Raw genomic sequence first — 23,426 nt, 5'->3', positions numbered from 1 at the left:
CGTACGAAGACGAACGGACGAACGGAGCCGGACCATGGGTGAGCAGCAGCACGTGAAGTTCCCGCAGGAGGTCATCGACGAGTACGCGTCGCTCGGCGTGGACCTGCCGGCGCTCTTCTCGGCCGGACACCTGGGCAACCGGATGGGTCTGCAGATCCTGGAGGCGTCGGCGGACCGCGTGGTCGGGACGATGCCGGTGGAGGGCAACACCCAGCCGTACGGGCTGCTGCACGGCGGCGCCTCGGCGGTGCTCGCCGAGACGCTGGGATCGGTCGGCTCGATGCTGCACGCCGGCGTCACCAAGATCGCCGTGGGCGTGGACCTGAACTGCACGCACCACCGCGGGGTGCGCAGCGGTCTGGTGACGGGCGTGGCGACGCCGGTGCACCGGGGCCGGTCCACCGCCACGTACGACATCGTGATCACCGACGAGCAGGGCAAGCGGGTCTGCTCGGCGCGGCTGACCTGCATGCTCAAGGAGGTCGGCACGAAGGACGCGAACGACCTCCCGGAGTCCGGCCGCCTCGACGGCGCCGGCGCCTGACCCGTACGGCCCACGCCTGACCCGTACGCCCGACCCGTACGCCACGACGCGTGCGACGAGCTGAGCCGCGGCCCCGGACGGAAGACCCGTCCGGGGCCGCGGCGTTCTTGAACTCCCTTTTCCCCACGGGCTCTTGTCCGGGCCGGAGGACAGCGGCTTCACTGGCGGTCCACTCACACACCGAGGGGATTTCCTTGACCGCGATCCGCACCACCACCGTGGCGACCGCCGTGACCGCCGCCGTCTGCGCCGCCGCGCTCGCCACCGCGATCCCGTCCGCGGCGATCAACTCGTACAACGCCACCCCGGCGCCCGAGCGCACCGAGGTGGGCGCCCTGGTGGCGACCTGGGACAACGACGGCGACCCGAGCACCCCGGACCGGGTGGACTGGGTCTGCTCCGGCACCATGATCGACGAGGACACCTTCCTGACCGCCTCGCACTGCACGACCGACTGGCCGGAGAACGTGCGTTTCTACGTCTCCCTCGACCAGGACGTGCAGTCCGGCCTGGACCGGGCCGCCGCCGAGCACCCGGGCGACCCGGCCGCCGTGGCGCGGGCCGTCGCCGTCGAGGGGACCGCGCACAGTCACCCCGCGTACCCGGGCCCGGCGTCCGATCCGCACGACATCTCGGTGATCGAGCTGCCTGCGGCGAAGGTCAAGGAGCGCTGGAGCTTCACTCCCGCGAGCCTGCCGGCGGCGGGCGCGCTCGACGCGCTGGGACCGCAGGGGCTGAACGGCACCGACTTCTTCGCGGCCGGTTACGGCACCGAGGAGGCGCTGCGCGGCCCCGGCGGCCAGACCCACCCCGGCGGTGGCGTGCGGATGAAGGCGCCGGTGACGTTCGACGCCCTGAACAACGCCTGGATCCGCCTCGGGATGACGGCGCCGCAGGGCAACGGCGGTGCCTGCTACGGGGATTCGGGCGGTCCGAACTTCGCGACGCTCGACGGCCGGCGCACCCTGGTGGCCACCACGATCACCGGTGACACGCCCTGCTACGCCACCAACGTGGTTTATCGCCTGGACACTCCGGGCGCCCGCGACTTCCTCAAGCCGTACGTCCGGCTCCCGTGACCCGCAGGCCGATCGCCCCGGCCAGGGCCGCGCTCGTCGCGGCCCTGACCGGCTGTGCGCTGACCTTGTCCGCCGGCTGCGAGCCGGCGCCCAACTCCCCTGACACACAGGCGAGTTCCGCCGAACCGCAGACCAGTTCGCCCGCCGACGTGTGCACCAACCTGGTGTCGTACTGGGTGAAGGAAGCGCTCAAGGGCAGCAAGTGGGCCGGGCTCGACTGGGAGCAGAAGGGGATGTCGAACGAGCAGTACGAGATCCATGACGCGGTCCTGGTCGCGGCGCGGGCGGAGGAGGCGCGGGCCGGTCGCGAGGCGGCCTTCGCGTACACGGACCGGGAGACGCGGCGGCGCTGCGAGGAGGCGAAGGGGGCGACGGGCAGCTCGGAGAACTGGCGCCCGCCGGGCGAGCAGAAGACCCTCCCCCGGACTCCGTCCGGGGGCACCTCCACGCATCCGACCGGGCAACCGAGCGTCGGTTCCCGGCCATCACCGACGTAACTCAGCGTGACATTTTCACGTGGTGGGACAAATTACGGAACGGAACGTTCCGGTCAACCCTTCGTCCGCTGGCGCACGAGGCGCTGTCCGATAACCGGACACCCTCACAGGGGCTCGGTCAGGACCGTGATCCACTCAAGCCCCTTAGCGGAACTGCGCGTTCTCAGCATGTGAACACCGCACTACCGACCGTTATGCCCGAGTTTGCCCCTGGCCTGCACACCGTCTCTGCCCGTCGGCATAACAAGACAGTCACATCCTGACGTCCGCGCTCCCAGTCCTTCCCCACCTGCGCCTAGAGTCACGGCCAGTCACCGCGCCGCCGGGCGCTTCCACTGCACGGCCCTGCTCGACCCAGTACGGCCCGGCATCGAAAACGGCACCTCTCGCTTCACAGCTTTACGGCACCGCCTCAGCTGAGGGGGCCGCGCCAGGGAAAGGATTTTTCGTGCGACACCGTTCTTTGCTCATCCTCACCAGCGTGCTCACCACGGGAGCGCTCACCCTCACCGCCTGCGGTTCGCGCGACGAGGGCAAGGGCGGCGGCGACAACGCCGGCGGCACGACCACCGTCGTGATCGGTGTGGACGCCCCGCTCACCGGTTCGCTCTCCGCTCTGGGCCAGGGCATCAAGAACTCCGTGGACCTGGCGGTCCAGACCGCCAACAAGAACAAGGAAGTCCCGGGCGTCACCTTCAAGATCGAGGGCCTCGACGACCAGGCGGTCCCGGCCTCCGGCCAGGCCAACGCCACCAAGCTGGTCGGCAACAAGGACGTCGTCGGTGTCGTCGGCCCGCTGAACTCCGGCGTCTCCCAGCAGATGCAGGGCGTCTTCGCCGCCGCCAACCTGGCGCAGGTCTCCCCCGCCAACACCAACCCGTCGCTCTCCCAGGGCGACAACTGGGGCAAGGGCGACTTCAAGCGTCCCTTCAAGACCTACTTCCGCACCGCCGCCACCGACGTGGTCCAGGGCAAGTTCGCCGCCCAGTACCTCTTCAAGGACGCGGGCAAGAAGAAGGTCTTCGTCGTCGACGACAAGCAGACCTACGGCGCCGGCCTCGCCACGATCTTCTCCGACGAGTTCAAGCGCCTCGGCGGCCAGGTCGTCGGCACCGACCACGTCACCGTGAAGGAGACCGACTTCTCCTCCACCGCCGACAAGGTCAAGGCCTCCGGCGCCGACTCCGTCTACTTCGGCGGCCAGTACCCCGAGGGCGGCCTCCTCTCCGACCAGATCAAGAAGACCGGCGCCAAGATCCCCACCATGGGTGGCGACGGCATCTACGACCCGGCCTTCATCAGCGCCTCGGGCGAGGCCAACGACGGTGACCTGGCCACCTCGATCGGCTACCCGGTCGAGAAGCTCCCGACCGCCAAGAAGTTCATCGAGGACTACAACGCGGCCGGCTTCAAGGATCCGTACGCGGCCTACGGCGGCTACTCCTACGACGCCGGCTGGGCCATCATCCAGGCCGTCAAGGCCGTCGTCGCCGCCAACGGCGGCAAGCTCCCGTCCGACGCCCGCGCCAAGGTCACCGAGGCCCTGGGCAAGGTCTCCTTCGACGGCGTGACCGGCAAGGTCTCCTTCGACGAGTACGGCGACACCACCAACAAGCAGCTCACGGTCTACAAGGTCGAGGGCGGCAAGTGGGTCGACGTCAAGAGCGACACCTTCAACCAGTAAGCACCGTCCCGGCCCCGGGCCGGGAGCCCCGCACGACCGCAACACCTGAACCAGCCCGCGCGAGGGCGCAAACAGCGCCCTCGCGCGGTGTCATATCCGACAAGCTCATCGGAGGCCCGCGGTGAACGAACTGCCGCAACAGCTGGCCAACGGTCTGGCCCTCGGTGCCCTTTATGGCCTCATCGCCATCGGGTACACCATGGTCTACGGCATCGTCCAGCTCATCAACTTCGCCCACGGCGAGATCTTCATGATCGGGGGCTTCGGCGCCCTCACCACCTACTCCGTTCTGCCGAGCGGAACGTCCCTGCTGGTGGCGATCCCGCTCATGATCGTCGGTGGCGCCATCGCCTCCGTGGCCGTCGCCACCGCCGCCGAGCGGTTCGCCTACCGGCCGCTGCGCAACGCGCCCCGGCTCGCCCCGCTGATCACCGCGATCGGTCTGTCCATCGCGCTGCAGCAGCTGGTGTGGCAGTTCTACCCGGACGCCAAGAAGGCCGTCTCCTTCCCCGAGTTCCAGGGCGAGGCCTTCGAGATCACCAAGAACCTCTCCATCCAGCGCGCCGACCTCTTCGTCCTGGTCCTCGCCCCGCTGTGCATGCTCGCCCTCGGCCTCTTCGTCTCCAAGAGCCGCAGCGGCCGCGCCATGCAGGCCACCGCGCAGGACCCGGACACCGCGAAGCTGATGGGCATCAACACCGACCGCATCATCGTCATGGCCTTCGCCATCGGTGCCGCGTTCGCCGCCGTCGCCGCCGTCGCCTACGGCCTCGACAAGGGCCAGATCAACTTCGAGATGGGCTTCATCCTCGGCCTCAAGGCCTTCACCGCGGCCGTCCTCGGCGGCATCGGCAACATCTACGGCGCCATGGTCGGCGGCGTGGTCCTCGGCATAGCCGAGTCCCTCTCGATCGCCTACATCGAGGACATACCCGGCATGCACCAGCTCGGTGGCGGCGCCTGGTCCAACGTGTGGGCCTTCGTCCTCCTCATCGTCGTCCTCCTCGTGCGGCCCCAGGGTCTGCTCGGCGAGCGTGTCGCGGACAGGGCGTGAGCAGCATGACGACCGAGAACATCACCGCTCCCGCGGCCGAGGCTCCGGCCAAGGCCACCGGACTGCTCTGGACGGCCGTCGCCGGCTCCGTCGCGACCGTCGCCTCCGCCTTCCTCGCCTGGACGTGGACCGCCGAGTTCCCCGGCGACCTCACGATCTACGGCAACCCCGCCCCGCTCCAGCTGCTCACGCTCGTCGGAGCCGTGCTCACCGGCCTGTACGCGCTCTCCGCGCTGGGCATCAAGGGCCTCGGCTGGCTGACCCCGACGGGCGCCCGCAAGCCGCTGTGGATCCTCGCCCTCGGCACCTTCGCCACCACCCTCTTCACGGCGATCGCGATCATCGTGGAGCTGGGCCACCTGGTGGACCTGGAGCCCGGTGCCGTCGTCGCCGTCGTGGCCGCCGCCGTTCCGGCGATCGCCGCCTTCAAGCTGGCCGACGACACCCGCAAGGCGGCCCCCGCCAAGCAGCTGCCGTCCTGGGCCGAGATCCTGATCATCGTCGCCGTCTTCACCGTCGGCCTCCTCGTGGTCACCTTCGGCATCGACACCGACGACAACGAGCCGCAGCTCTTCGTCGCCTACCTGATCCTCGTCGGCTTCTCCGCCACGGCCCTGGTCAAGTCCGGGCTCACCACCCGCCTTTCGCAGATCACCGCGCGCAACCGCCAGGTCACGATCACCGCCAGCCTCGTCATGGCGATCGCCTTCCCGTTCCTCCAGCAGAGCGGCGACACGTACACGCTGATCGCGGTCAACATCCTGATCTTCGCGACCGTCGCCCTCGGCCTGAACATCGTCGTCGGCCTCGCGGGCCTGCTCGACCTCGGTTACGTCGCCTTCCTCGGCGTCGGCGCCTACACCGCGGCCCTGGTCTCCGGAGCCACCTCCTCCGCCTTCGGCGTCCAGTTCCCCTTCTGGGCCGCGGCCCTCACCGGCATGGCCGCCTCGCTGGTCTTCGGTGTCGTCATCGGCGCACCGACCCTGCGGCTCCGCGGCGACTACCTCGCCATCGTGACCCTCGGCTTCGGTGAGATCTTCCGCATCGCCATGGGCAACCTGGACGGCACCTCGGGCCCGCAGATCACCAACGGCCCGAACGGCATCCCGAACATCCCGCAGCTGGAGTTCTTCGGATACAACTTCGGCGAGTCCCACACCGTGTTCGGCATCGAACTCGGCGCCTACGCCAACTACTACCTGCTCATGATCCTCATCATGGCGCTGGTCGTGGTCGTCTTCTCCCGCGCGGGCAACAGCCGCATCGGCCGGGCCTGGGTCGCCATCCGCGAGGACGAGACCGCCGCCACCGCCATGGGCATCAACGGCTTCCGGGTGAAGCTCGTCGCCTTCGCCCTCGGCGCGTCCCTGGCCGGCCTCGCCGGCACGGTGCAGGCGCACGTCAACACCACCGTGGTCCCGGAGAACTACGTGTTCGCCGGCCCCGTCCCGCCGAACTCCGCGTTCCTGCTCGCGGCCGTCATCCTCGGCGGCATGGGCACGATCACCGGTCCCATCGTCGGCTCCGCGCTCCTCTTCCTGATCCCGGCCAAGCTGTCGTTCCTCCAGGACTACCAGCTGCTCGGCTTCGGCATCGCGCTGATCCTGCTGATGCGCTTCCGCCCCGAGGGCCTCATCGCCAACAAGCGGGCGCGGCTGGAATTCCACGAGAACGACGAACAGCCCGACGTACCGGAGCAGCGGCAGTCCGTGGAAGCGGACGCGGCGGCGGCCGACGGTACGGCGAAGGCAGGGGCGTGAACGGCATGACGACGACCACCACCACCGAGACCGGCGGCACCGAGACCGCCACGGCGGCCACCGTCCTCAACGCCAGCGGTGTCACCATGCGCTTCGGCGGCCTGACCGCCGTACGCGGAGTGGACCTGACCGTCCGCGAGGGCGAGATCGTCGGTCTGATCGGCCCCAACGGCGCCGGCAAGACGACCTTCTTCAACTGCCTGACCGGTCTGTACGTGCCCACCGAGGGCCAGGTCACCTACAAGGGCACGGTGCTCCCGCCGAAGCCGCACCTGGTCACCCAGGCCGGCATCGCCCGTACCTTCCAGAACATCCGCCTCTTCTCCAACATGACGGTCCTGGAGAACGTCCTCGTCGGACGGCACACCCGGACCAAGGAGGGCCTGTGGTCCGCGCTGCTGCGCGGCCCCGGCTTCAAGCGCGCGGAGGCCGCCTCCCGCGAACGGGCCATGGAACTCCTGGAGTTCGTCGGCCTCGCGAACAAGGCGGAGCACCTGGCGCGCAACCTGCCGTACGGCGAGCAGCGCAAGCTGGAGATCGCCCGCGCGCTCGCCAGCGACCCCGGTCTGCTGCTGCTCGACGAGCCGACGGCCGGCATGAACCAGGCCGAGACGCGCACCACCGAGGAGCTCGTCTTCGCGATCCGCGACCGCGGCATCGCGGTCCTGGTCATCGAGCACGACATGAAGTTCATCTTCAAGCTGTGCGACCGGGTGGCCGTCCTCGTCCAGGGCGAGAAGCTCGTCGAGGGCACGGCCGAGGTCGTCCAGGGCGACGAGCGCGTCGTGGCCGCCTACCTGGGCACGCCGTACGAGGACGCGCCCGGCGCGGCCGAGGTCGCCGAGGTCGAGGCGGCGGAGGCCCACGCGGCCGCCGAGCACGCGGAGACCGCGGAGGCGGAGGCCGAGGAGGCGGACGCCGAGGAGGCCGAGGCCACCACCGAGGAGGCCGAGACCGCGGACGCCGAGGAGGCCGAGGCCACCACCGAGGCCGCCGCGTCCGACGACACCCCGGCGGACGACGCGGACGCCCCGGCCGACGTGGACGACACCCCCGCGGACGACGCGGACGACGCCGCCGCGGCCCCGGCCGCCGACGCCGCCGGCACCGCGGACAGCACCACCGAAGGAGACTCCAAGTGACCGCACTCCTCGAAGTCGAGGACCTCAGGGTCGCCTACGGCAAGATCGAGGCCGTCAAGGGCATCTCCTTCTCCGTGGAGGCCGGCCAGGTCGTCGCCCTGATCGGCACCAACGGCGCCGGCAAGACCACCACCCTGCGGACCCTGTCCGGGCTCATCAAGCCCACCGCGGGCAAGATCACCTTCGACGGCGAGGTCGTCAACGACGTCCCCGCCCACAAGGTGGTCGCCCGGGGCCTCGCCCACTCCCCCGAGGGCCGGCACATCTTCCCCCGGCTCACCATCGCCGAGAACCTCCAGCTGGGCGCCTTCCTGCGCAGCGACAAGGACGGCATCGAGCGGGACGTGCAGCGGGCCTACGACCTCTTCCCGATCCTGGGCGAGCGTCGCAAGCAGGCGGCGGGCACGCTGTCCGGCGGTGAGCAGCAGATGCTGGCGATGGGCCGGGCGCTGATGTCCCAGCCCAAGCTGCTGATGCTCGACGAGCCGTCGATGGGTCTCTCCCCGATCATGATGCAGAAGATCATGGAGACGATCGCCACGCTGAAGGCCGAGGGCATGACGATCCTGCTCATCGAGCAGAACGCGCAGGCCGCCCTGTCCCTCGCGGACTACGGCTATGTGCTCGAGGTCGGCAAGATCAAGCTGTCCGGCACCGGCCGGGACCTGCTCGTGAACGACGACGTGCGCAAGACGTACCTCGGCGAGGAGTAGGACGCACCACCCGTACGGGTACGAAGAAGGCCCGCCCCGCATCGCGCGGGGCGGGCCTTCTCCTACGTACCGGAAGCGACCTGACGGCCTACTGCTCCTTGGCCTTCGCGGCCTTCTTCTCCTCGGCGTCCTCGATGACCGCCTCGGCGACCTGCTGCATCGACAGCCGGCGGTCCATAGACGTCTTCTGGATCCAGCGGAACGCGGCCGGCTCGGTCAGCCCGTACTGCGTCTGCAGGATCGACTTGGCGCGGTCGACCAGCTTGCGGGTCTCCAGGCGCTGGCTGAGGTCGGCGACCTCCTGTTCCAGGGCGCGCAGCTCGGCGAAGCGGGAGACGGCCATCTCGATGGCCGGCACCACGTCGCTCTTGCTGAACGGCTTGACCAGGTACGCCATGGCGCCGGCGTCCCGGGCGCGCTCGACGAGCTCGCGCTGGGAGAAGGCGGTGAGCATGAGGACCGGGGCGATGGAGTCCGCCGCGATCTGCTCGGCGGCCGAGATGCCGTCGAGGACCGGCATCTTCACGTCGAGGATGACGAGGTCGGGCCGGTGCTCCCGGGCCAGCTCCACGGCCCGCTGCCCGTCGCCGGCCTCGCCGACGACCGTGTAGCCCTCCTCCTCCAGCATCTCTTTGAGGTCGAGACGGATGAGGGCCTCGTCCTCGGCGATGACGACACGGGTCGTCAGCGGCGGGACGTGGGACGCGGCGTCTTCGTCGGCGGCGGGCTGGGGCGACTCGGGGGCGGTCACGGGGGCTCCTCGTTGCTGGCCTCGATGCAAGGCGGTGCTGCACATGAAGGGTACCTAGCTGCCACAGCGCTTCCGCACCGGGTACACTCCGATCAGCTGTCTGGCCGGGTTGGTGGAACGGTATACACGGAGGTCTCAAACACCTCTGCCCGTGAGGGCTTGCGGGTTCGAGTCCCGCACCCGGTACAGCTGAAGTGGAGGTTCACATTCTCGCGAACCTCCACTTTTTGTTACACACGGGGTGCGGTCGGTCACGCAATGTGGGCGTATGAACTTCCATAAGACTGAAGTACGACAGCGCGCACTCTCCCTCCTCCGAGGCGGCGCCCGGAACTGCGACGTCGCCCGGAGGCTAAATGTGCCGAGCGGCACGATCAGCTACTGGAAACACATGGACCTGGCCAAGCGCGGCGAGCGTCCGGGCCGACACGTCGCGAGTTCGCAATGCCCCCGATGCGAGGGGACGGAGTTCGACGAAGTCGCGTACGCATACCTGCTGGGCCTCTACCTCGGTGACGGCCACATCGTCTCCCGGCACAAGCAGCACCACCTGTCCATCTACTGCGACGCCACCCAAACCGGCCTGATCGACGCGGCCGAGGACGCCATGCGCAAGGTGATGCCCCAGCCCCGCACGGGTAGGCGACAGAAGACCGGCTGCGTCGAGGTGAAGTCCTACACCCGACACTGGCTCTGCATGTTCCCCCAGCACGGCCCCGGCAAGAAGCACGAGCGGCGCATCGCGCTCGAACCCTGGCAGCAGCGGATCGTCGACGCGCACCCGTGGGAGTTCGTGCGAGGGCTGATCCATTCCGACGGGTGCCGCCTCACCAACTGGACGAGCCGCGTCGTCAAGGGCGAGAAGAAGCGGTACGAGTACGTCCGCTACTTCTTCACCAACGTGTCGGACGACATCCGTCGTCTCTGCACCGACACCTTCGACAAGCTCGGCGTCGAGTGGACGCACTGCACGCGCGCGGGCAGGCCGTACAACATCTCCGTCGCCCGCAGAGCCTCCGTCGCCCTCATGGACGCCCACGTCGGCCCCAAGCACTGACAACCCTCAGTTCGTCACCGGGTCCCCGATGTGGTGCACCCGGACCAGGTTGGTGGAGCCCGCGACGCCCGGCGGGGAGCCGGCCGTGATGACCACGATGTCGCCCTTCTTGCAGCGGCCGATCCGCAGCAGTTCCTCGTCCACCTGGGCGACCATGGCGTCGGTCGAGTCGACGTGCGGGCCGAGGAAGGTCTCGACGCCCCAGGTGAGGTTGAGCTGGGAGCGGGTGGCCGGGTCGGGGGTGAAGGCGAGCAGCGGGATCGGTGAGCGGTAGCGGGAGAGCCGCTTGACCGTGTCGCCGGACTGGGTGAAGGCGACCAGGAACTTGGCGCCGAGGAAGTCGCCGATCTCGGCGGCCGCGCGGGCCACCGCGCCGCCCTGGGTGCGGGGCTTGTTGCGGTCGGTCAGCGGGGGGAGGCCCTTGGCGAGGATGTCCTCTTCCGCCGCTTCGACGATGCGGCTCATGGTGCGCACGGTCTCGATCGGGTACTTGCCGACGCTGGTCTCGCCGGAGAGCATCACGGCGTCGGTGCCGTCGATGACGGCGTTGGCGACGTCGCTGGCCTCGGCGCGGGTGGGGCGGGAGTTGTCGATCATCGAGTCGAGCATCTGGGTGGCGACGATGACCGGCTTGGCGTTCCGCTTGGCGAGCTTGACGGCCCGCTTCTGCACGATCGGCACCTGCTCCAGGGGCATTTCGACGCCGAGGTCGCCGCGGGCGACCATGATGCCGTCGAAGGCGGCGACGATCTCGTCGATGTTCTCGACGGCCTGCGGCTTCTCGATCTTGGCGATGACCGGGACCCGGCGACCCTCCTCGTCCATGATCCGGTGGACGTCGTCGACGTCCCGGGCGCTGCGGACGAAGGAGAGGGCGATGACGTCGACGCCGGTGCGCAGGGCCCAGCGCAGGTCCTCGACGTCCTTCTCGGACAGGGCGGGGACGGAGACGGCGACTCCGGGCAGGTTGAGGCCCTTGTTGTCGGAGACCAGGCCGCCCTCGATGACCAGGGTCTGCACGCGCGGGCCGTCGACGCCGGTCACCTCGAGGGTGACGCGGCCGTCGTCGACGAGGATGCGCTCGCCGGTGGTGACGTCCGCGGCGAGGCCGCCGTAGGTGGTGCCGCAGCAGTGCCGGTCGCCCTCCATCGGCTCGACGGTGATGGTGAACTCGTCGCCGCGTTCAAGCAGTACGGGACCTTCACGGAAGCGGCCGAGGCGGATCTTCGGGCCTTGAAGGTCGGCCAGGACGCCGACGCTCCGGCCGGTCTCCTCGGCGGCCTTGCGGACGTGCCGGTAGCGCTCCTCGTGCTCGGCGTAGCCGCCGTGGCTGAGGTTGAAGCGGGCCACGTCCATTCCGGCCTCGATCAACGCCTTGATCTGGTCGTATGTTTCGGTGGCGGGCCCAAGGGTACAAACGATTTTCGCTCGGCGCATAAGTCGAGAGTAGGGCTTACCGACGGGTAGCGAAGGGGCCCGGCATGACTACTCAACAACCTTTCCGTGAAAGGTTGTTGACAAGACTTGAATTTGTGCGGGCCATTGCTCCGATGAGCGGGTTACGGGCCGAAAAGCAGTTCGTCTCAGAGTGCGGGCGGGGCCATCACGAAGCGCGCCGCGACCTCCGCCGTGACCGTCTGCCGCTGCGGTTCGAGGTCCAGTGGAGCCGGCGCGTCCACCGCCTCGGCCGCGAACGCCATCCGCATTCCGGCGACCGGCGTCGGCATGCCGGGCGCGAGCCCGGTGTCGGAGAGTTCGAGCAGGGCGACGAGCGAGGAGCCGAGCGCCTCCGCGTACTCCCGGGCCCGGCGCACCGCCTCCTTCACCGCCTGCCGGCGCGCCTCGGCGTGCGCCGGGGAGTCCGGGCGCAGCGCCCACCAGGGGCCGTCGACCCGGGTCCACTCCAGGTCGGCGAGGCGGGTGGTCAGCTCGCCGAGCGCGGTGAAGTCGGTCAGCTCGGCCGAGAGGTGCACCCAGCCCTGGTAGCCGCGGACGCGTTCGCCGCGGCCGTGCCGGGCCGGTTCCGGGGTGACGGAGAGGGCGCCCGTCTCCAGGTTGGCGACGGCGTCCCCGTACGACTTGACCAGGGCGATCGCGTCGGCGTTACGGCTCGTCAGGGCGGCGAGCACCGAGGCCCGGTCGGTGCCCCGGGCCCGTACCGCCACGCCGATCCGGGCGAACTCGGGCTCGACCTCCAGGCGGCCCTCGCCGCGGACGGTCACCTGGGGTGCGTCGGGGGTGGGGTGCGGCTGTGTCATACCGAACACTTTCCCACTCCGTAACCCGAAAGGACTGTTGCGACAGTGCGGTCTGAGCCAGAATCTACGCGCGTTGTGCGCCATGGCAGGCGCCGAACCAAGGGGAGAAACACATGCCGCTGAACCGCCGGGCCTTCCTTGAGAGCTCCGTCGTCGTCGGAGCCGGAGCCGCTCTCGCCACCGGGGCCGTCGCCGCCCCCGCCGAGGCCCGTGAAGCCCGCCCCCGGCCGGCCAAGCGGCACTCGTTCACCGTGATGGGCACCACCGACCTGCACGGAAACGTCTTCAACTGGGACTACTTCACGGACAAGGAGTTCGACGACAAGGCGCACAACGACGTCGGCCTCGCCAAGATCTCCACCCTGGTCAACCAGGTCCGCGCGGAGAAGGGCGAGGAGAACACGCTCCTCATCGACGCCGGCGACACCATCCAGGGCACCCAGCTGTCCTACTACTACGCCAAGGTCGACCCGATCACCCAGGCCGGCGGCCCGGTCCACCCGATGGCCCAGGCCATGAACGCCATCGGCTACGACGCCGCCGCGCTCGGCAACCACGAGTTCAACTACGGCATCCCGGTGCTCCGCAAGTTCCAGGAGCAGCTCGACTTCCCGCTGCTCGGCGCCAACGCGCTCGACGCGAAGACGCTGCGCCCGGCCTTCCCGCCGTACAGCCTGCACTGCCTGCGCACCCCGCACGGCCGTGACGTCACGGTCGCCGTGCTCGGTCTGACCAACCCCGGCATCGCCATCTGGGACAAGGCCAACGTCACCGGCAAGATGGTCTTCCCCGGCCTGGAGGAGCAGGCGGCGAAGTGGGTGCCGAAGCTGCGCTCGATGGGCGCCGACGTGGTGATCGTCTCCGCCCACTCCGGTTCCAGCGGCACCTCCTCGTACGGTGACCAGCTGCCGTACATCGAGAACGCGGCCGCGCTCGTCGCCGAGCAGGTGCCCGGCATCGACGCGATCCTCGTCGGCCACGCGCACACCGAGATCCCCGAGTACAAGGTCACGAACAAGGAGACCGGCAAGGACGTCGTGCTGTCCGAGCCGCTCAAGTGGGGCCAGCGGCTCACCCTCTTCTCCTTCGACCTGGTGTGGGAGAAGGGCAGCTGGGTCGTCGAGAAGGTCGGCGCCCAGGTGCTGAACTCGAACACGGTGGCCGAGGACCCGGAGATCACCGGGCTGCTCGCCGACGAGCACAAGAAGGTCGTCGCCTACGTCAACCAGGTGATCGGCACCTCGACGGCCGCCATGACCACGGCCGACGCGCCGTGGAAGGACGAGCCGATCATCGACCTGATCAACGTCGTCCAGGCCGAGACGGTGAAGGCGGCCCTCGCGGGCGGCCAGTACGCGAACCTGCCGGTGGTCTCGCAGGCATCCTGCTTCTCCCGGACCGCCCGCATCCCGGCCGGTGAGATCTCCATCAAGGACGCCGCCGGGCTCTACGTCTTCGAGAACACCCTGGAGGCCCGTCTGATGACGGGCGCCCAGCTGAAGGACTACCTGGAGTACTCCGCGAAGTACTACGTCCAGACCCCGGCAGGGGCGCCCGTGGACACCGCGAAGCTGACCAACGCGGACAACACCCCGGACTACAACTACGACGCGCTGTCGGGTCTGACGTACGAGATCGACATCGCCAAGCCCGTCGGCTCGCGGATCGCGAACCTGTCCTTCCAGGGCAAGCCGCTCGACCCGGCGGCGCAGTTCGTGCTCGCCGTCAACAACTACCGGGCGAACGGCGGCGGCGCGTTCCCGCACGTCGCCGCCGCCCCGCAGCTGTGGGCCAACTCGGACGAGATCCGCAACACGATCATCGGGTGGGTGAAGGCGAAGGGGACGGTCGACCCGGGCACCTTCGCGTCGGTGGACTGGAAGCTGACCCGGGACGGCGTGCCGGTGTTCTAGTCCGTTCCTCCTGATCCGCTAGCTCTGCACGAGAGGCGTCAGCTTCCGGTCCTGGACCGGGATGCTCGGCGCCTCTCGCGCGTTCCCCTCGGTCAGGCCGAAGCTGGTGAAGGCGGTGCGGCGCGGCAACGGGTACGGCTCCTTGCCGGTGACCGCGTTGAGGATGACGGCGCTGCGCCAGGCGGCCAGGCCCAGGTCGGGGGCGCCGACGCCGTGGGTGTGCCGCTCGGCGTTCTGGACGTGGACGGCGCCGGTGACGGAGTCGTCGAGGACGAGGCGGTACTCGGCGTCGATGCGGGGCCGGCCGGCGGCGTCGTGGCGCAGGTACGGGTCGAGGCCGGCCAGCATCCGGTCGACCGGGCGTTCCCGGTAGCCGGTGGCGAGGACGACGGCGTCGGTGGTCAGCCGGGAGCGGGTGGACTGCTGGACGTGCTCCAGGTGCAGCTCGATGCGCGTCGTGGCGACCCGGCCCGCGGTGCGGACCCGCACGCCGGGGGTGAGGACGGCGTCCGGCCAGCCGCCGTGCAGGCTGCGGCGGTAGAGCTCGTCGTGGATGGCGGACATGGTCTCGGCGTCGATGCCCTTGTGCAGCTGCCACTGGCGGGGCACGAGTTCGCCGCGGACCCGCTCGGGCAGGGCGTGGAAGTAGCGGGTGTAGTCGGGGGTGAAGTGCTCCAGGCCGAGCTTGGAGTACTCCATCGGGGCGAACGCCTCGGTGCGCGCCAGCCAGTGGATCCGCTCCTTGCCGGCGGGGCGGGCGCGCAGCAGGTCGAGGAAGACCTCGGCGCCGGACTGCCCGGAGCCGATGACGGTGACGTGCTCGGCGGCGAGCAGTGTCTCGCGGTGCGCGAGGTAGTCCGCGGAGTGGATCACCGGCACGCCGGGCGCGTCGGCGAGCGGGCGGAGCGGCTCGGGGACGTACGGCTCGGTGCCGACGCCGAGGACGACGTTGCGGGTGTACGAGCGGCCGAGCGCGGCGGCCTCGCCGTCGGCGTCGAGCTGGGTGAAGTCGACCTCGAACAGGCGCCGTTCGGGGTTCCAGCGGACCGAGTCGACCTGGTGGCCGAAGTGCAGGCCGGGGACGAGTTCGCTGACCCAGCGGCAGTAGGCGTCGTACTCGGCGCGCTGGATGTGGAACCTCTCGGCGAAGTAGAAGGGGAAGAGCCGGTCGCGGGAGCGGAGGTAGCTGAGGAAGCTCCAGGGGCTGGCCGGGTCGGCGAGGGTCACCAGGTCGGCCAGGAAGGGGACTTGGAGGGTGGCGCCCTCGATGAGCAGACCGGGGTGCCAGGTGAAGGCGGGCCGCTGCTCGTAGAAGGCGGTGGCGAGGCCGCCGGGGATGCCGTGGGCGAGGGCGGCGAGGGAGAGGTTGAACGGGCCGATGCCGACGCCCACCAGGTCGTACGGGTGGTCGAGGTCGCGCTGGGGGACGGTGGTGTGGCCTTCGGTGGGGCCGGTGCTGCCGGTGCTGCCCGTCATCGGTCGGTGCTGCCTTCCACGAGGGTGATGATCTCTGCCAGGTCGCCGGGGGTGGCGTGGGGGTTGAGCAGGGTGGCCTTCAGCCACAGCCGCCCGTCGGCGGCGGCCCGGCCGAGCACGGCGCGGCCCTGGGTGAGCAGGGTGCGGCGGATCCCGGCGACGGCCGTGTCGGGTGCGTCGTAGGGGCGGAACAGGACGGTCGTGAGGGTGGGGCGGGCGTAGAGCTCCAGGCCCGGGGCCTTCTCGACCAGGTCGGCGAGGTGTCCTGCGAGGTCCATGCACGCGTCGACGAGCCCGCCGAGCCCTTCGCGGCCGAGGGCGCGCAGGGTGACGGCGGTCTTCAGGACGTCGGGGCGGCGGGTGGTGCGCAGCGAGCGGCCGAGGAGGTCGGGGAGGCCGGCCTCGGTGTCGTCGTCCGCGTTGAGGTAGTCCGCGGTGTGGGTCAGTACGGCGAGGTCGGCGCCGTCCCGTACGGCGAGCAGCCCCGCGGCGGCCGGCTGCCAGCCCAGCTTGTGCAGGTCGATCGTGACGGTGCGGACGCGGTCGAGCCCGGCGAGGAGGCGGCGGTGGGTGTCGCTGAAGAGGACGGGGCCGCCGTAGGCCGCGTCGACGTGGAGGTCGGCGTTGCCGTGCGCGGCGCAGAGGTCGGCGATCTCGGGGAGCGGGTCGATCAGCCCGGCGTCGGTGGTGCCCGCGGTCGCGGCGACGAGGAGGGGGCCGGGGAGGTCGGTGAGTGCCTCGTCGAGGGCGACCGGGTCCATGACGCCGCCCGGCGCGGGGACGACGACGGGCTCGGGCAGGCCGAGCAGCCAGGCGGCGCGGTGGAAGGAGTGGTGGGCGTTGGCGCCGACGAGGGTCTGCACGGTGCCGTGGCGGGCGTGGCGCTCGCGCGCGAGGAGCAGGGCGAGCTGGTTGGACTCGGTGCCGCCGGTGGTGACGAGCGCGTCGGGCGCGGGCGCCGCCGGGTACGCCTCGGTGGCGAGCGTCGCCGTCACCAGCGCTTCGAGGGCGGAGGCCGCCGGGGCCTGGTCCCACGAGTCCATGGAGGGGTTGAGCGCGGAGGCGGCGAGGTCGGCGGCGGCGGAGAGGGCGAGCGGCGGGGTGTGCAGGTGCGCGGCGCACAGCGGGTGCGCGGGGTCGGCGGCGCCGGCGGCCAGTGCGTGCACGAGGGTGCGGAGGGCTTCCTCGGCGCCGGTGCCGTGGTCCGGGAGCACCGGGCCGAGGGCCTCCCGCATCTGATGGGCGACCTTGTCGGGTCCTCCGGCGGGAAGCGGCCCGCCGCGGGCCTCGGCTCCGTCGCGGAGGGCGTCGAGGACGGTGAGCAGGAGGGGACGGAGGGCGTCGGGCCCGGGGGCGCCTCCGGCGAGGGGTGCGGCACGCATGGACGACAGGGTGCCGGGGTTTTCGGTGGTGTGTCCGGAGAGTGGGGCGGTGTGACCCGAACGAGGGACAGACGACGGAGTCGGGTCACCTCCGGGTTCGCCATCATGCCCATGTCCTCGTGCGGCCGGCGCGGGAGGCGAAGTGGCGGACGCGGACGGCGTCTTCGCGGGGCCGGGCGGGCAGGTCGGTGGGAGGGGACGCGGGGCATGCGACTGTGGTCGGTCGCTGCTGTGAGCCGAGCGATATCCTGGCCAAGATCCATATCACTATGGCGCTATGCCCGGGGGACATGATGGATCTTCACGCACTCCGCCAGTTCGCCGTCGTCGCGCGCCTCGAGCACCTGAGCCGCGCCGCCGAGGAACTCCGGGTCGCCCAGCCCTCGTTGAGCCGCACGGTCGCCCGCCTGGAGCACGAGCTCGGCACGCCGCTCTTCGACCGGGCCGGGCGGCTGCGGCTGAACGACGCCGGGCGGCTCTTCCTCGGCCATGTCGAGCGCGCCCTCGGCGAGCTCGACGCGGGGCGGCGGGCGCTCGCCGAGCGGGCGGGCGAGGGGTTCGGCACCGTACGGCTCGCCTCGGAGACGTTCCTGACCCTGACCGGTCCGCTGGCGGCGTTCAAGCGGGCCCATCCGTCGGTCGAGGTCGAGCTGCACCAGCTGGAGGCCGGGGAGATGGCCCGCCGGCTGCGCGCGCAGGAGGTCGACCTGTGCGTCGCCTCGCAGCCGGTGCCCGCGGAGGGCCTGGAGGCGGTGCGGCTGCTCGACGAGCCGGTGTGGGTGATCACCCCGCTCGACCATCGGCTCGCGCCGCTCGCGGAGCGCGGCCCGGTCGGCGTCGCCGACCTCGCCGACGAGCCCTTCGTCACCACCCGCGCGGGGCACTGGCAGCGCCGGCTCCTGGACCGGCTGTTCGCCGGGCACGGCCTGCCCGCCCCGCGGATCGTCTGCGAGGGCGACGAGCCCAGCGCCACCGCGATCCTGGTGGCCGCCGGGCTCGGCATCGCGCTCGTCCCGGACATGGCCCGCCGCAGCGCCACCCGCGCCCCGGTCGCCTGGCTCCGCGTCGACAGCCCGGACTGTCTGCGCACGCTCACCCTGCTCCGCGGCGCCACCACCCGCCCGACGAGCGCGGCGCGCCTGCTGCACGCCACGCTCACCGGCTGGGACTGGGCGGCCGGCCCGGTCTAGCGGCCGCTCAGGGCCTCAGCCCTGGCCCCGCACCCGCAGCGCCCGGCGCAGGTCGTCGAGCTGGTCGGCCAGCTTGCGGCGCAGCGCCGGGATCATGTCGTCCTCGGCGAGGTGCCGCTCGCCGAGGGCGAGGGAGTCGGCGTCGACGGCGTAGTGCGGGAAGGCGGAGCGTCCGGCCGCCTCGGCCATGGCGGGGCCGCGGCGGCCGGCCATGGCGACGGCCGCCGGGTAGAAGCGGGCCACGTAGTCGCGCACGAGCTCGGCCTGCTCGGGCTTCCAGAAGCCCGAGGCGGTGGCCGTGAACAGGTAGTTCGACAGGTCGTCGGAGTCGAACATGGCGGCCCAGGCGGCCTCCTTCGCCTCCGGGGTCGGCAGCGCGGCACGGCAGCGGGCCGCGCCCTCCTGGCCGGTGGCGCTGGGGTCGCGCTCCAGCTCGGCGGCGATGGCGGCCTCGTCGGTGGCGCCGAGGACGGCGAGCCGGGCGAGGATCCGCCAGCGCAGCTCGGGGTCGAGCTCGGGGCCGCCGTGGACGGTGCCCTCCTCCAGCCAGGAGGCGATCTTGTCCGGGGTGGTGGCGCTGTCGACGTACGTCCGGACGGCGGTGAGGCGCAGGCCGGGGGCCTCGCCGTCCTCGGTGCGGCGGAGCAGGTCGCGGGCGATGCCGCAGATGGTGGCGAGGGCCGCGGGGCGGTCGGCCTCGGAGACGTAGCGGTCGGCGATCTGCGTGCGGGCGAAGCCGAGCACGCCCTGGACGACGGCGAGTTCGGTCTCCTCGGGCAGGTGGGCCGCGGCGGTCTCCAGGTAGGCGAGCGGCGCGAGCTGGCCGTCGCGGACCATGTCGCGCAGCGCGTTCCAGACGACCGCGCGGGTGAGGGCGTCGGGGATCCGGGAGAGGGCGCGCAGCGCGGACTCCTCGGACACCTCGTCGAAGCGCATCTTGGCGTAGGTGAGGTCCTCCTCGTTGAGGACCACGAGCGCGGGGCGCGGGCCGGTCAGGTCGAGCGGGGCGGCCTGCGGCACGTCGGCCCAGGTGCGCTCGCGGAGCACGAGGTCGCCGGCGGCGTCGCGGTCGTAGACGCCGACCGACACGCGGTGCGGCCGGCTGCCCTTGCGGTCGACGGTGAGCCGCCACTGCTGCCCCTCGCCCTCCAGGCGCGGGGTGAGGACGTCGACGCCGGTGGTGCGCAGCCACTGGTCGGCCCAGCCGTGCACGTCGCGGTCGGTGGCGGCGGCGAGGTTGTCGATGAAGTCGGCGAGGGTGGCGTTGCCGAACTTGTGGCGCTTGAAGTGGATGTTGATGCCGGCGAGGAAGTCCTTCTCGCCGAGCCAGGCGACGAGCTGCCGCAGTGCGGAGGCGCCCTTGGCGTAGGAGATGCCGTCGAAGTTGAGCAGCGCGGAGGCGGTGTCGGGGACGGCGTCCGGGTCCGGGGCGACGGGGTGGGTGGAGGGCCGCTGGTCGGCCTCGTAGCCCCAGGACTTCCGCGTGACGCCGAAGTCGATCCAGGTGTCGGCGAAGCGGTCGGCGCACGCCTCGTTGACGGTCTGGTAGCCCATGTACTCGGCGAAGGACTCGTTCAGCCAGATGTCGTCCCACCAGCGCAGGGTGACGAGGTCGCCGAACCACATGTGCGCCATCTCGTGGGCGATGACCATGGCGCGGGTCATCCGCTCGGTGTCGGTGACGGCGGAGCGGAAGACGAACTCGTCGCGGAAGGTGACGAGTCCGGGGTTCTCCATAGCGCCGGCGTTGAACTCGGGCACGAACGCCTGGTCGTACGAGTCGAAGGGGTACGGCTCGTCGAACTTCTCGTGGAAGCGGTCGAAGCACGCCTTGGTGACGTCGAGGATCTCGTCGGCGTCGGCGTCGAGGTGCGGCGCGAGGGAGCGGCGGCAGTGGATGCCGAAGGGCAGTCCGGCGTGCTCGGTGCGCACGGAGTGCCAGGGGCCGGCGGCGACGCAGACGAAGTAGGTGGAGAGCAGCGGGGTGGTGGCGGCCCGCCAGCTTCCGTCGGCCTGCTGTTCGGTGATGCCGTTGGCGAGGACGGTCCAGCCCTCGGGGGCGGTGACGGAGACGTCGAAGACGGCCTTGAGGTCGGGCTGGTCGAAGGCGGCGAAGACGCGCTGGACGTCCTCCATGAACAGCTGGGTGTAGACGTACGCCTCGCCGTCCGTGGGGTCGGTGAAGCGGTGCATGCCCTCGCCGGTGCGCGAGTAGCGCATGGTGGTGGCGATCCGCAGGGTGTGCTCGCCCTCGGTGAGGGTGAGCGGGAGGCGGTTGCCGTCCAGGCGGGCGGTGTCGAGCGGCTCGTCGTCGAGGACGGCGGAGTGCAGGGCTTCCGGCTTGAGTTCGACGAAGGTGTCCCCGGCGGCGCGGGCGGTGAACCGGATGAGGCTGGTGGACTCGAAGGTCTCGTCGCCGGTGGTGAGGTCGAGGTCCACGGCGTAGTGGTGGACGTCGAGGAGCTGGGCACGGGTCTGCGCTTCGTCGCGCGTCAGTACGGACATGGGGGCCATGCTGCCTGATGCTCCCCTCCCGGGGGAGGGGAGTTCACCGACAGCTCAGGCCGGGATCTCAGGCGAGGCCCGCGCCGTCCAGGTGCGCGAAGGCGGCGGTGATCCGCGGCCGGTCGTAGCCGGCGGGGCCCTTGGCGCCGCTGGAGAGCAGGGCGTGCAGGAGCAGCCGGGCCTTGGCGGGGCCGAGCGGTCCGGCCGGGATGAGGCCGCGGTGCAGCAGGTCGTACTCGGAGCCCGGGCTGCGGTAGGTGTGCGAGAGGGTCGCGCCGGCGCCGGTGCGGGAGGCGAGGACGACGGGCATGCGGGTGGTGAGCTCGGCGAGCGGTTCGACGAGCCAGGCCGGGACGTGCCCGGCGCCGAAGGCGGCGACGACCAGGCCGTCGAACCGGTCCGCGATCGCGTCGAGGAGCTCGCCCCGGTCGCCGAGGGAGAGGGTGAGCAGGGCGACCCGGACGGCCGGGTCGATGCGGAGCGGGCAGATCCGGCTGGGTACGGCGGGCCGCAGCCAGATCCGCGGCTCGCCCTCCACGACGGCGCCGAGCGGGCCCGCGCCGGCCGAGCGGAAGGTGGCGATGGAGGTGGTGTGGGCCTTGTGCGCGAAGCGGGCGGCGTGGATCTCGTCGGCGAGGACGACGAGCACGCCGAGCTCGCGGCAGCCGGGGTCGGCGGCGACGGCGAGGGCCGCGGCCAGGTTGGCGGGGCCGTCGGCGCCGGGCAGGTCGGGGCGGCGCATGGCGCCGGTGACGACGACGGGCTCCTCGGTGGTGCAGAGCAGGTCGAGGAGGAAGGCGGTCTCCTCCAGGGTGTCGGTGCCCTGGACGACGACCACGCCGGAGCCGGCCGCGACGGCCTTGCCGATCTCGTCGGCGAGGGCGGTCAGGTCCTCGAAGCCGAGGGAGGAGCTGGGCACCCGCCGGAAGTCGGTCAGGGTCACGTCCACGCCGGCGGGGCTCACGCCGAGCTCGGCGAGCACCTCGGCGCCGCTCATCCGGGCCTGGTCACCGCCCCGCGCGGAGATGGTGCCGCCGAGGGTGAATACGGTGACGCGCCTCATGCCGGTTCCCCGTTCCTCAGCCCGCTTCGCCGGGCTGCTCCGTTCAAGCGTGCTTCGTCCGCCTGCTTCCTCGGCGTGCTGGGTCAGCGTGCTTCGTCGGCGATCGTCTCGTGGTGGCGGATGACCTCCGCGATGATGAAGTTCAGCAGCTTCTCCGCGAACGCCGGGTCCAGTTTCGCGCTCTCGGCCAGTTCCCGCAGCCGGGCGATCTGGCGGGCCTCGCGGGCCGGGTCGGCGGGGGGCAGGTTGTGCCGCGCCTTGAGGACGCCCACCTGCTGGGTGCACTTGAAGCGCTCGGCGAGCATGTGGACGACCGCCGCGTCGATGTTGTCGATGCTCTCGCGCAGCCGGGTCAGCTCGGTCCGTACGGACTCGTCGATGTCGCTCATGAGGCGCGAGCCTATCCGGATCCGGTGAGGACGGTGGGCGGGTGTTCGGAATCCGGAACGGTGGTGGACCAGCCTCCGGGAACGTTTCTGCCCTGCTGCTCGCGGAACCGGACGGGCGCCGTGCCGACCCGGCGGGTGAAGAGCCGGGAGAAGTAGGCCGGGTCGTCGTAGCCGACCCGGCGGGCGACGGCGGCGACGGGCAGGTCGGTGCCGGCGAGGAGTTCCTTGGCGCGGCCGAGCCGGACGGTGAGCAGATAGTCCTTGGGGCTGCATCCGGCGGCGCGGCGGACGGCGGTGCGCAGCTCGGCGGGGGTCATGCCGTGCCGTGCGGCGTGCTCAGCGACCGAGAGCCGGGCGAAGGCGTCCCGGGCGAGGGCGGCGAGGACGGGGTCGCCGTCGGCGTTGGTGTCGGCGCGGGCGCGGCGCAGCGCGACGAGGAGTTCGTGGACGGCGGCGCCGGTCTCGACCTCCAGGAGCGGGTTGCCGCGGCGGGCGGCGCGGGCGATGCGGCTGACGACGGCGCGGGCGGGGGCGGCGTCGGCGAGGGGGACGACGGGCCGGTCGGGTTCGATGTAGCCGAGCTCGGTGTAGGTGGCGGTGGCGGGGCCGGAGAAGTCGACGAAGCACTCGTCCCAGCCGGTGCCGGGGTCGGCGGAGTAGTGGTGCGGCACGCCGGGGGTGAGCCAGATCAGGGCGGGGGCGGTGACGGTGGTGCGGCGCCCGTCGGGGCCCTGGTACCAGCCGCTGCCGGAGGCGACGACGACGGCGACGTGGTGGTCGAGGGTGCGCGGGCCGACGGTGGGCAGGGTGCCGTGCTGGAGGCCGACGCCGAGGCAGACCAGGCCGAGGCGGTGGTGGACGGGCCCGGGCGTGAAGTAGCGCATCCAGGTGTGGTACACGGCGCGGCCGCCTCCCTGACCTCGTACGGGACGTGAACCGAAGGTCCAAACTGCGACGATCTTTGTCCAT

The 23,426-nt window shown here is 71.2% G+C and carries 20 protein-coding genes and 1 tRNA gene; 12 read left to right on the top strand and 9 right to left on the bottom strand.

Annotated features, from left to right (window positions below; all coding sequences use genetic code 11):
- Positions 1–34: 34 nt before the first annotated feature.
- The 8 genes from ACWEV0_RS02235 (at position 35) to ACWEV0_RS02200 (ending at position 8,473) form a co-directional block, all read left to right on the top strand.
- On the top strand, positions 35–544 hold the full coding sequence (locus ACWEV0_RS02235; RefSeq protein WP_453145657.1) for a PaaI family thioesterase: 510 nt from the start codon (positions 35–37) through the stop codon (positions 542–544).
- 194 nt (positions 545–738) lie between these two features.
- Positions 739–1,623, top strand: coding sequence for a trypsin-like serine protease (locus ACWEV0_RS02230; RefSeq protein ID WP_453145655.1), 885 nt, complete (start codon positions 739–741; stop codon positions 1,621–1,623).
- Positions 1,620–2,120: a hypothetical protein gene (locus ACWEV0_RS02225; protein ID WP_453145653.1), complete on the top strand. Its 501-nt coding sequence runs from the start codon at positions 1,620–1,622 to the stop codon at positions 2,118–2,120. Before ACWEV0_RS02230 ends, ACWEV0_RS02225 begins: the two co-directional genes overlap by 4 nt.
- Positions 2,121–2,568: 448 nt before the next feature.
- Entirely contained in the window at positions 2,569–3,804 is a 1,236-nt protein-coding gene (locus ACWEV0_RS02220) for a branched-chain amino acid ABC transporter substrate-binding protein (protein ID WP_453145651.1), read from the top strand.
- A gap of 121 nt (positions 3,805–3,925) precedes the next feature.
- The gene (locus ACWEV0_RS02215) at positions 3,926–4,858 is read left to right on the top strand and encodes a branched-chain amino acid ABC transporter permease (protein ID WP_453145649.1); all 933 of its coding nucleotides are present in this window, start codon (positions 3,926–3,928) and stop codon (positions 4,856–4,858) included.
- A 5-nt stretch (positions 4,859–4,863) separates the two neighbouring features.
- Positions 4,864–6,618: a branched-chain amino acid ABC transporter permease gene (locus tag ACWEV0_RS02210; protein WP_453145647.1), complete on the top strand. Its 1,755-nt coding sequence runs from the start codon at positions 4,864–4,866 to the stop codon at positions 6,616–6,618.
- 5 nt (positions 6,619–6,623) lie between these two features.
- Positions 6,624–7,760: an ABC transporter ATP-binding protein gene (locus ACWEV0_RS02205; protein WP_453145645.1), complete on the top strand. Its 1,137-nt coding sequence runs from the start codon at positions 6,624–6,626 to the stop codon at positions 7,758–7,760.
- Positions 7,757–8,473, top strand: a complete 717-nt coding sequence (locus ACWEV0_RS02200) for an ABC transporter ATP-binding protein (RefSeq protein WP_453145643.1) — start codon at positions 7,757–7,759, stop codon at positions 8,471–8,473. Before ACWEV0_RS02205 ends, ACWEV0_RS02200 begins: the two co-directional genes overlap by 4 nt.
- An 88-nt stretch (positions 8,474–8,561) precedes the next feature.
- Here ACWEV0_RS02200 and ACWEV0_RS02195 read toward each other — a convergent pair whose 3' ends face one another.
- Complete coding sequence (locus ACWEV0_RS02195; RefSeq protein ID WP_453145641.1) at positions 8,562–9,224, bottom strand: ANTAR domain-containing response regulator; 663 nt, start codon at positions 9,222–9,224, stop codon at positions 8,562–8,564.
- Positions 9,225–9,327: 103 nt separating this feature from the next.
- Between ACWEV0_RS02195 and ACWEV0_RS02190 the strand changes: the two genes are divergently transcribed.
- A tRNA-Leu gene (locus ACWEV0_RS02190) sits at positions 9,328–9,410 on the top strand.
- Positions 9,411–9,492: 82 nt separating this feature from the next.
- The gene (locus ACWEV0_RS02185; RefSeq protein WP_453145639.1) at positions 9,493–10,281 is read left to right on the top strand and encodes a helix-turn-helix domain-containing protein; all 789 of its coding nucleotides are present in this window, start codon (positions 9,493–9,495) and stop codon (positions 10,279–10,281) included.
- Between the two features lie 6 nt (positions 10,282–10,287).
- On the opposite strand, the gene pyk is transcribed toward ACWEV0_RS02185, so the two are convergent.
- Both pyk and ACWEV0_RS02175 read right to left on the bottom strand, forming a co-directional pair.
- On the bottom strand, positions 10,288–11,718 hold the full coding sequence (gene pyk / locus ACWEV0_RS02180; protein WP_453145637.1) for a pyruvate kinase: 1,431 nt from the start codon (positions 11,716–11,718) through the stop codon (positions 10,288–10,290).
- Between the two features lie 146 nt (positions 11,719–11,864).
- Positions 11,865–12,539 (bottom strand): SIMPL domain-containing protein, encoded by a 675-nt coding sequence (locus ACWEV0_RS02175; RefSeq protein ID WP_453145636.1) that lies wholly within the window; start codon positions 12,537–12,539, stop codon positions 11,865–11,867.
- A gap of 113 nt (positions 12,540–12,652) precedes the next feature.
- On the opposite strand from ACWEV0_RS02175, the gene ACWEV0_RS02170 reads away from it, so the two are divergent.
- Positions 12,653–14,452, top strand: a complete 1,800-nt coding sequence (locus ACWEV0_RS02170) for a bifunctional metallophosphatase/5'-nucleotidase (protein WP_453145634.1) — start codon at positions 12,653–12,655, stop codon at positions 14,450–14,452.
- 18 nt (positions 14,453–14,470) lie between these two features.
- On the opposite strand, the gene ACWEV0_RS02165 is transcribed toward ACWEV0_RS02170, so the two are convergent.
- Both ACWEV0_RS02165 and ACWEV0_RS02160 read right to left on the bottom strand, forming a co-directional pair.
- Positions 14,471–15,928: a lysine N(6)-hydroxylase/L-ornithine N(5)-oxygenase family protein gene (locus ACWEV0_RS02165; RefSeq protein ID WP_453145632.1), complete on the bottom strand. Its 1,458-nt coding sequence runs from the start codon at positions 15,926–15,928 to the stop codon at positions 14,471–14,473.
- Entirely contained in the window at positions 15,925–17,310 is a 1,386-nt protein-coding gene (locus ACWEV0_RS02160; RefSeq protein WP_453145631.1) for a pyridoxal phosphate-dependent decarboxylase family protein, read from the bottom strand. The genes ACWEV0_RS02165 and ACWEV0_RS02160 overlap by 4 nt, the downstream gene beginning before the upstream one ends.
- 290 nt (positions 17,311–17,600) lie before the next feature.
- Between ACWEV0_RS02160 and ACWEV0_RS02155 the strand changes: the two genes are divergently transcribed.
- Positions 17,601–18,500, top strand: coding sequence for a LysR family transcriptional regulator (locus ACWEV0_RS02155; protein ID WP_453145629.1), 900 nt, complete (start codon positions 17,601–17,603; stop codon positions 18,498–18,500).
- Between the two features lie 15 nt (positions 18,501–18,515).
- On the opposite strand, the gene pepN is transcribed toward ACWEV0_RS02155, so the two are convergent.
- From pepN to ACWEV0_RS02135, 4 genes are all read right to left on the bottom strand, one after another.
- The gene (gene pepN / locus ACWEV0_RS02150; RefSeq protein ID WP_453145627.1) at positions 18,516–21,005 is read right to left on the bottom strand and encodes an aminopeptidase N; all 2,490 of its coding nucleotides are present in this window, start codon (positions 21,003–21,005) and stop codon (positions 18,516–18,518) included.
- Between the two features lie 67 nt (positions 21,006–21,072).
- The gene (locus tag ACWEV0_RS02145; RefSeq protein ID WP_453145626.1) at positions 21,073–22,068 is read right to left on the bottom strand and encodes an asparaginase; all 996 of its coding nucleotides are present in this window, start codon (positions 22,066–22,068) and stop codon (positions 21,073–21,075) included.
- 83 nt (positions 22,069–22,151) lie between these two features.
- The gene (locus tag ACWEV0_RS02140; RefSeq protein WP_403798072.1) at positions 22,152–22,457 is read right to left on the bottom strand and encodes a chorismate mutase; all 306 of its coding nucleotides are present in this window, start codon (positions 22,455–22,457) and stop codon (positions 22,152–22,154) included.
- A gap of 11 nt (positions 22,458–22,468) precedes the next feature.
- A complete protein-coding gene (locus tag ACWEV0_RS02135) occupies positions 22,469–23,356 on the bottom strand; it encodes a helix-turn-helix domain-containing protein (protein ID WP_453145624.1) in 888 nt (295 codons plus the stop codon).
- Between the last annotated feature and the right edge of the window lie 70 nt (positions 23,357–23,426).

The sequence above is a fragment of the Streptomyces sp. NPDC003943 genome, from assembly GCF_053605265.1.
This window is presented reverse-complemented; position numbering and strand designations above follow the sequence as displayed.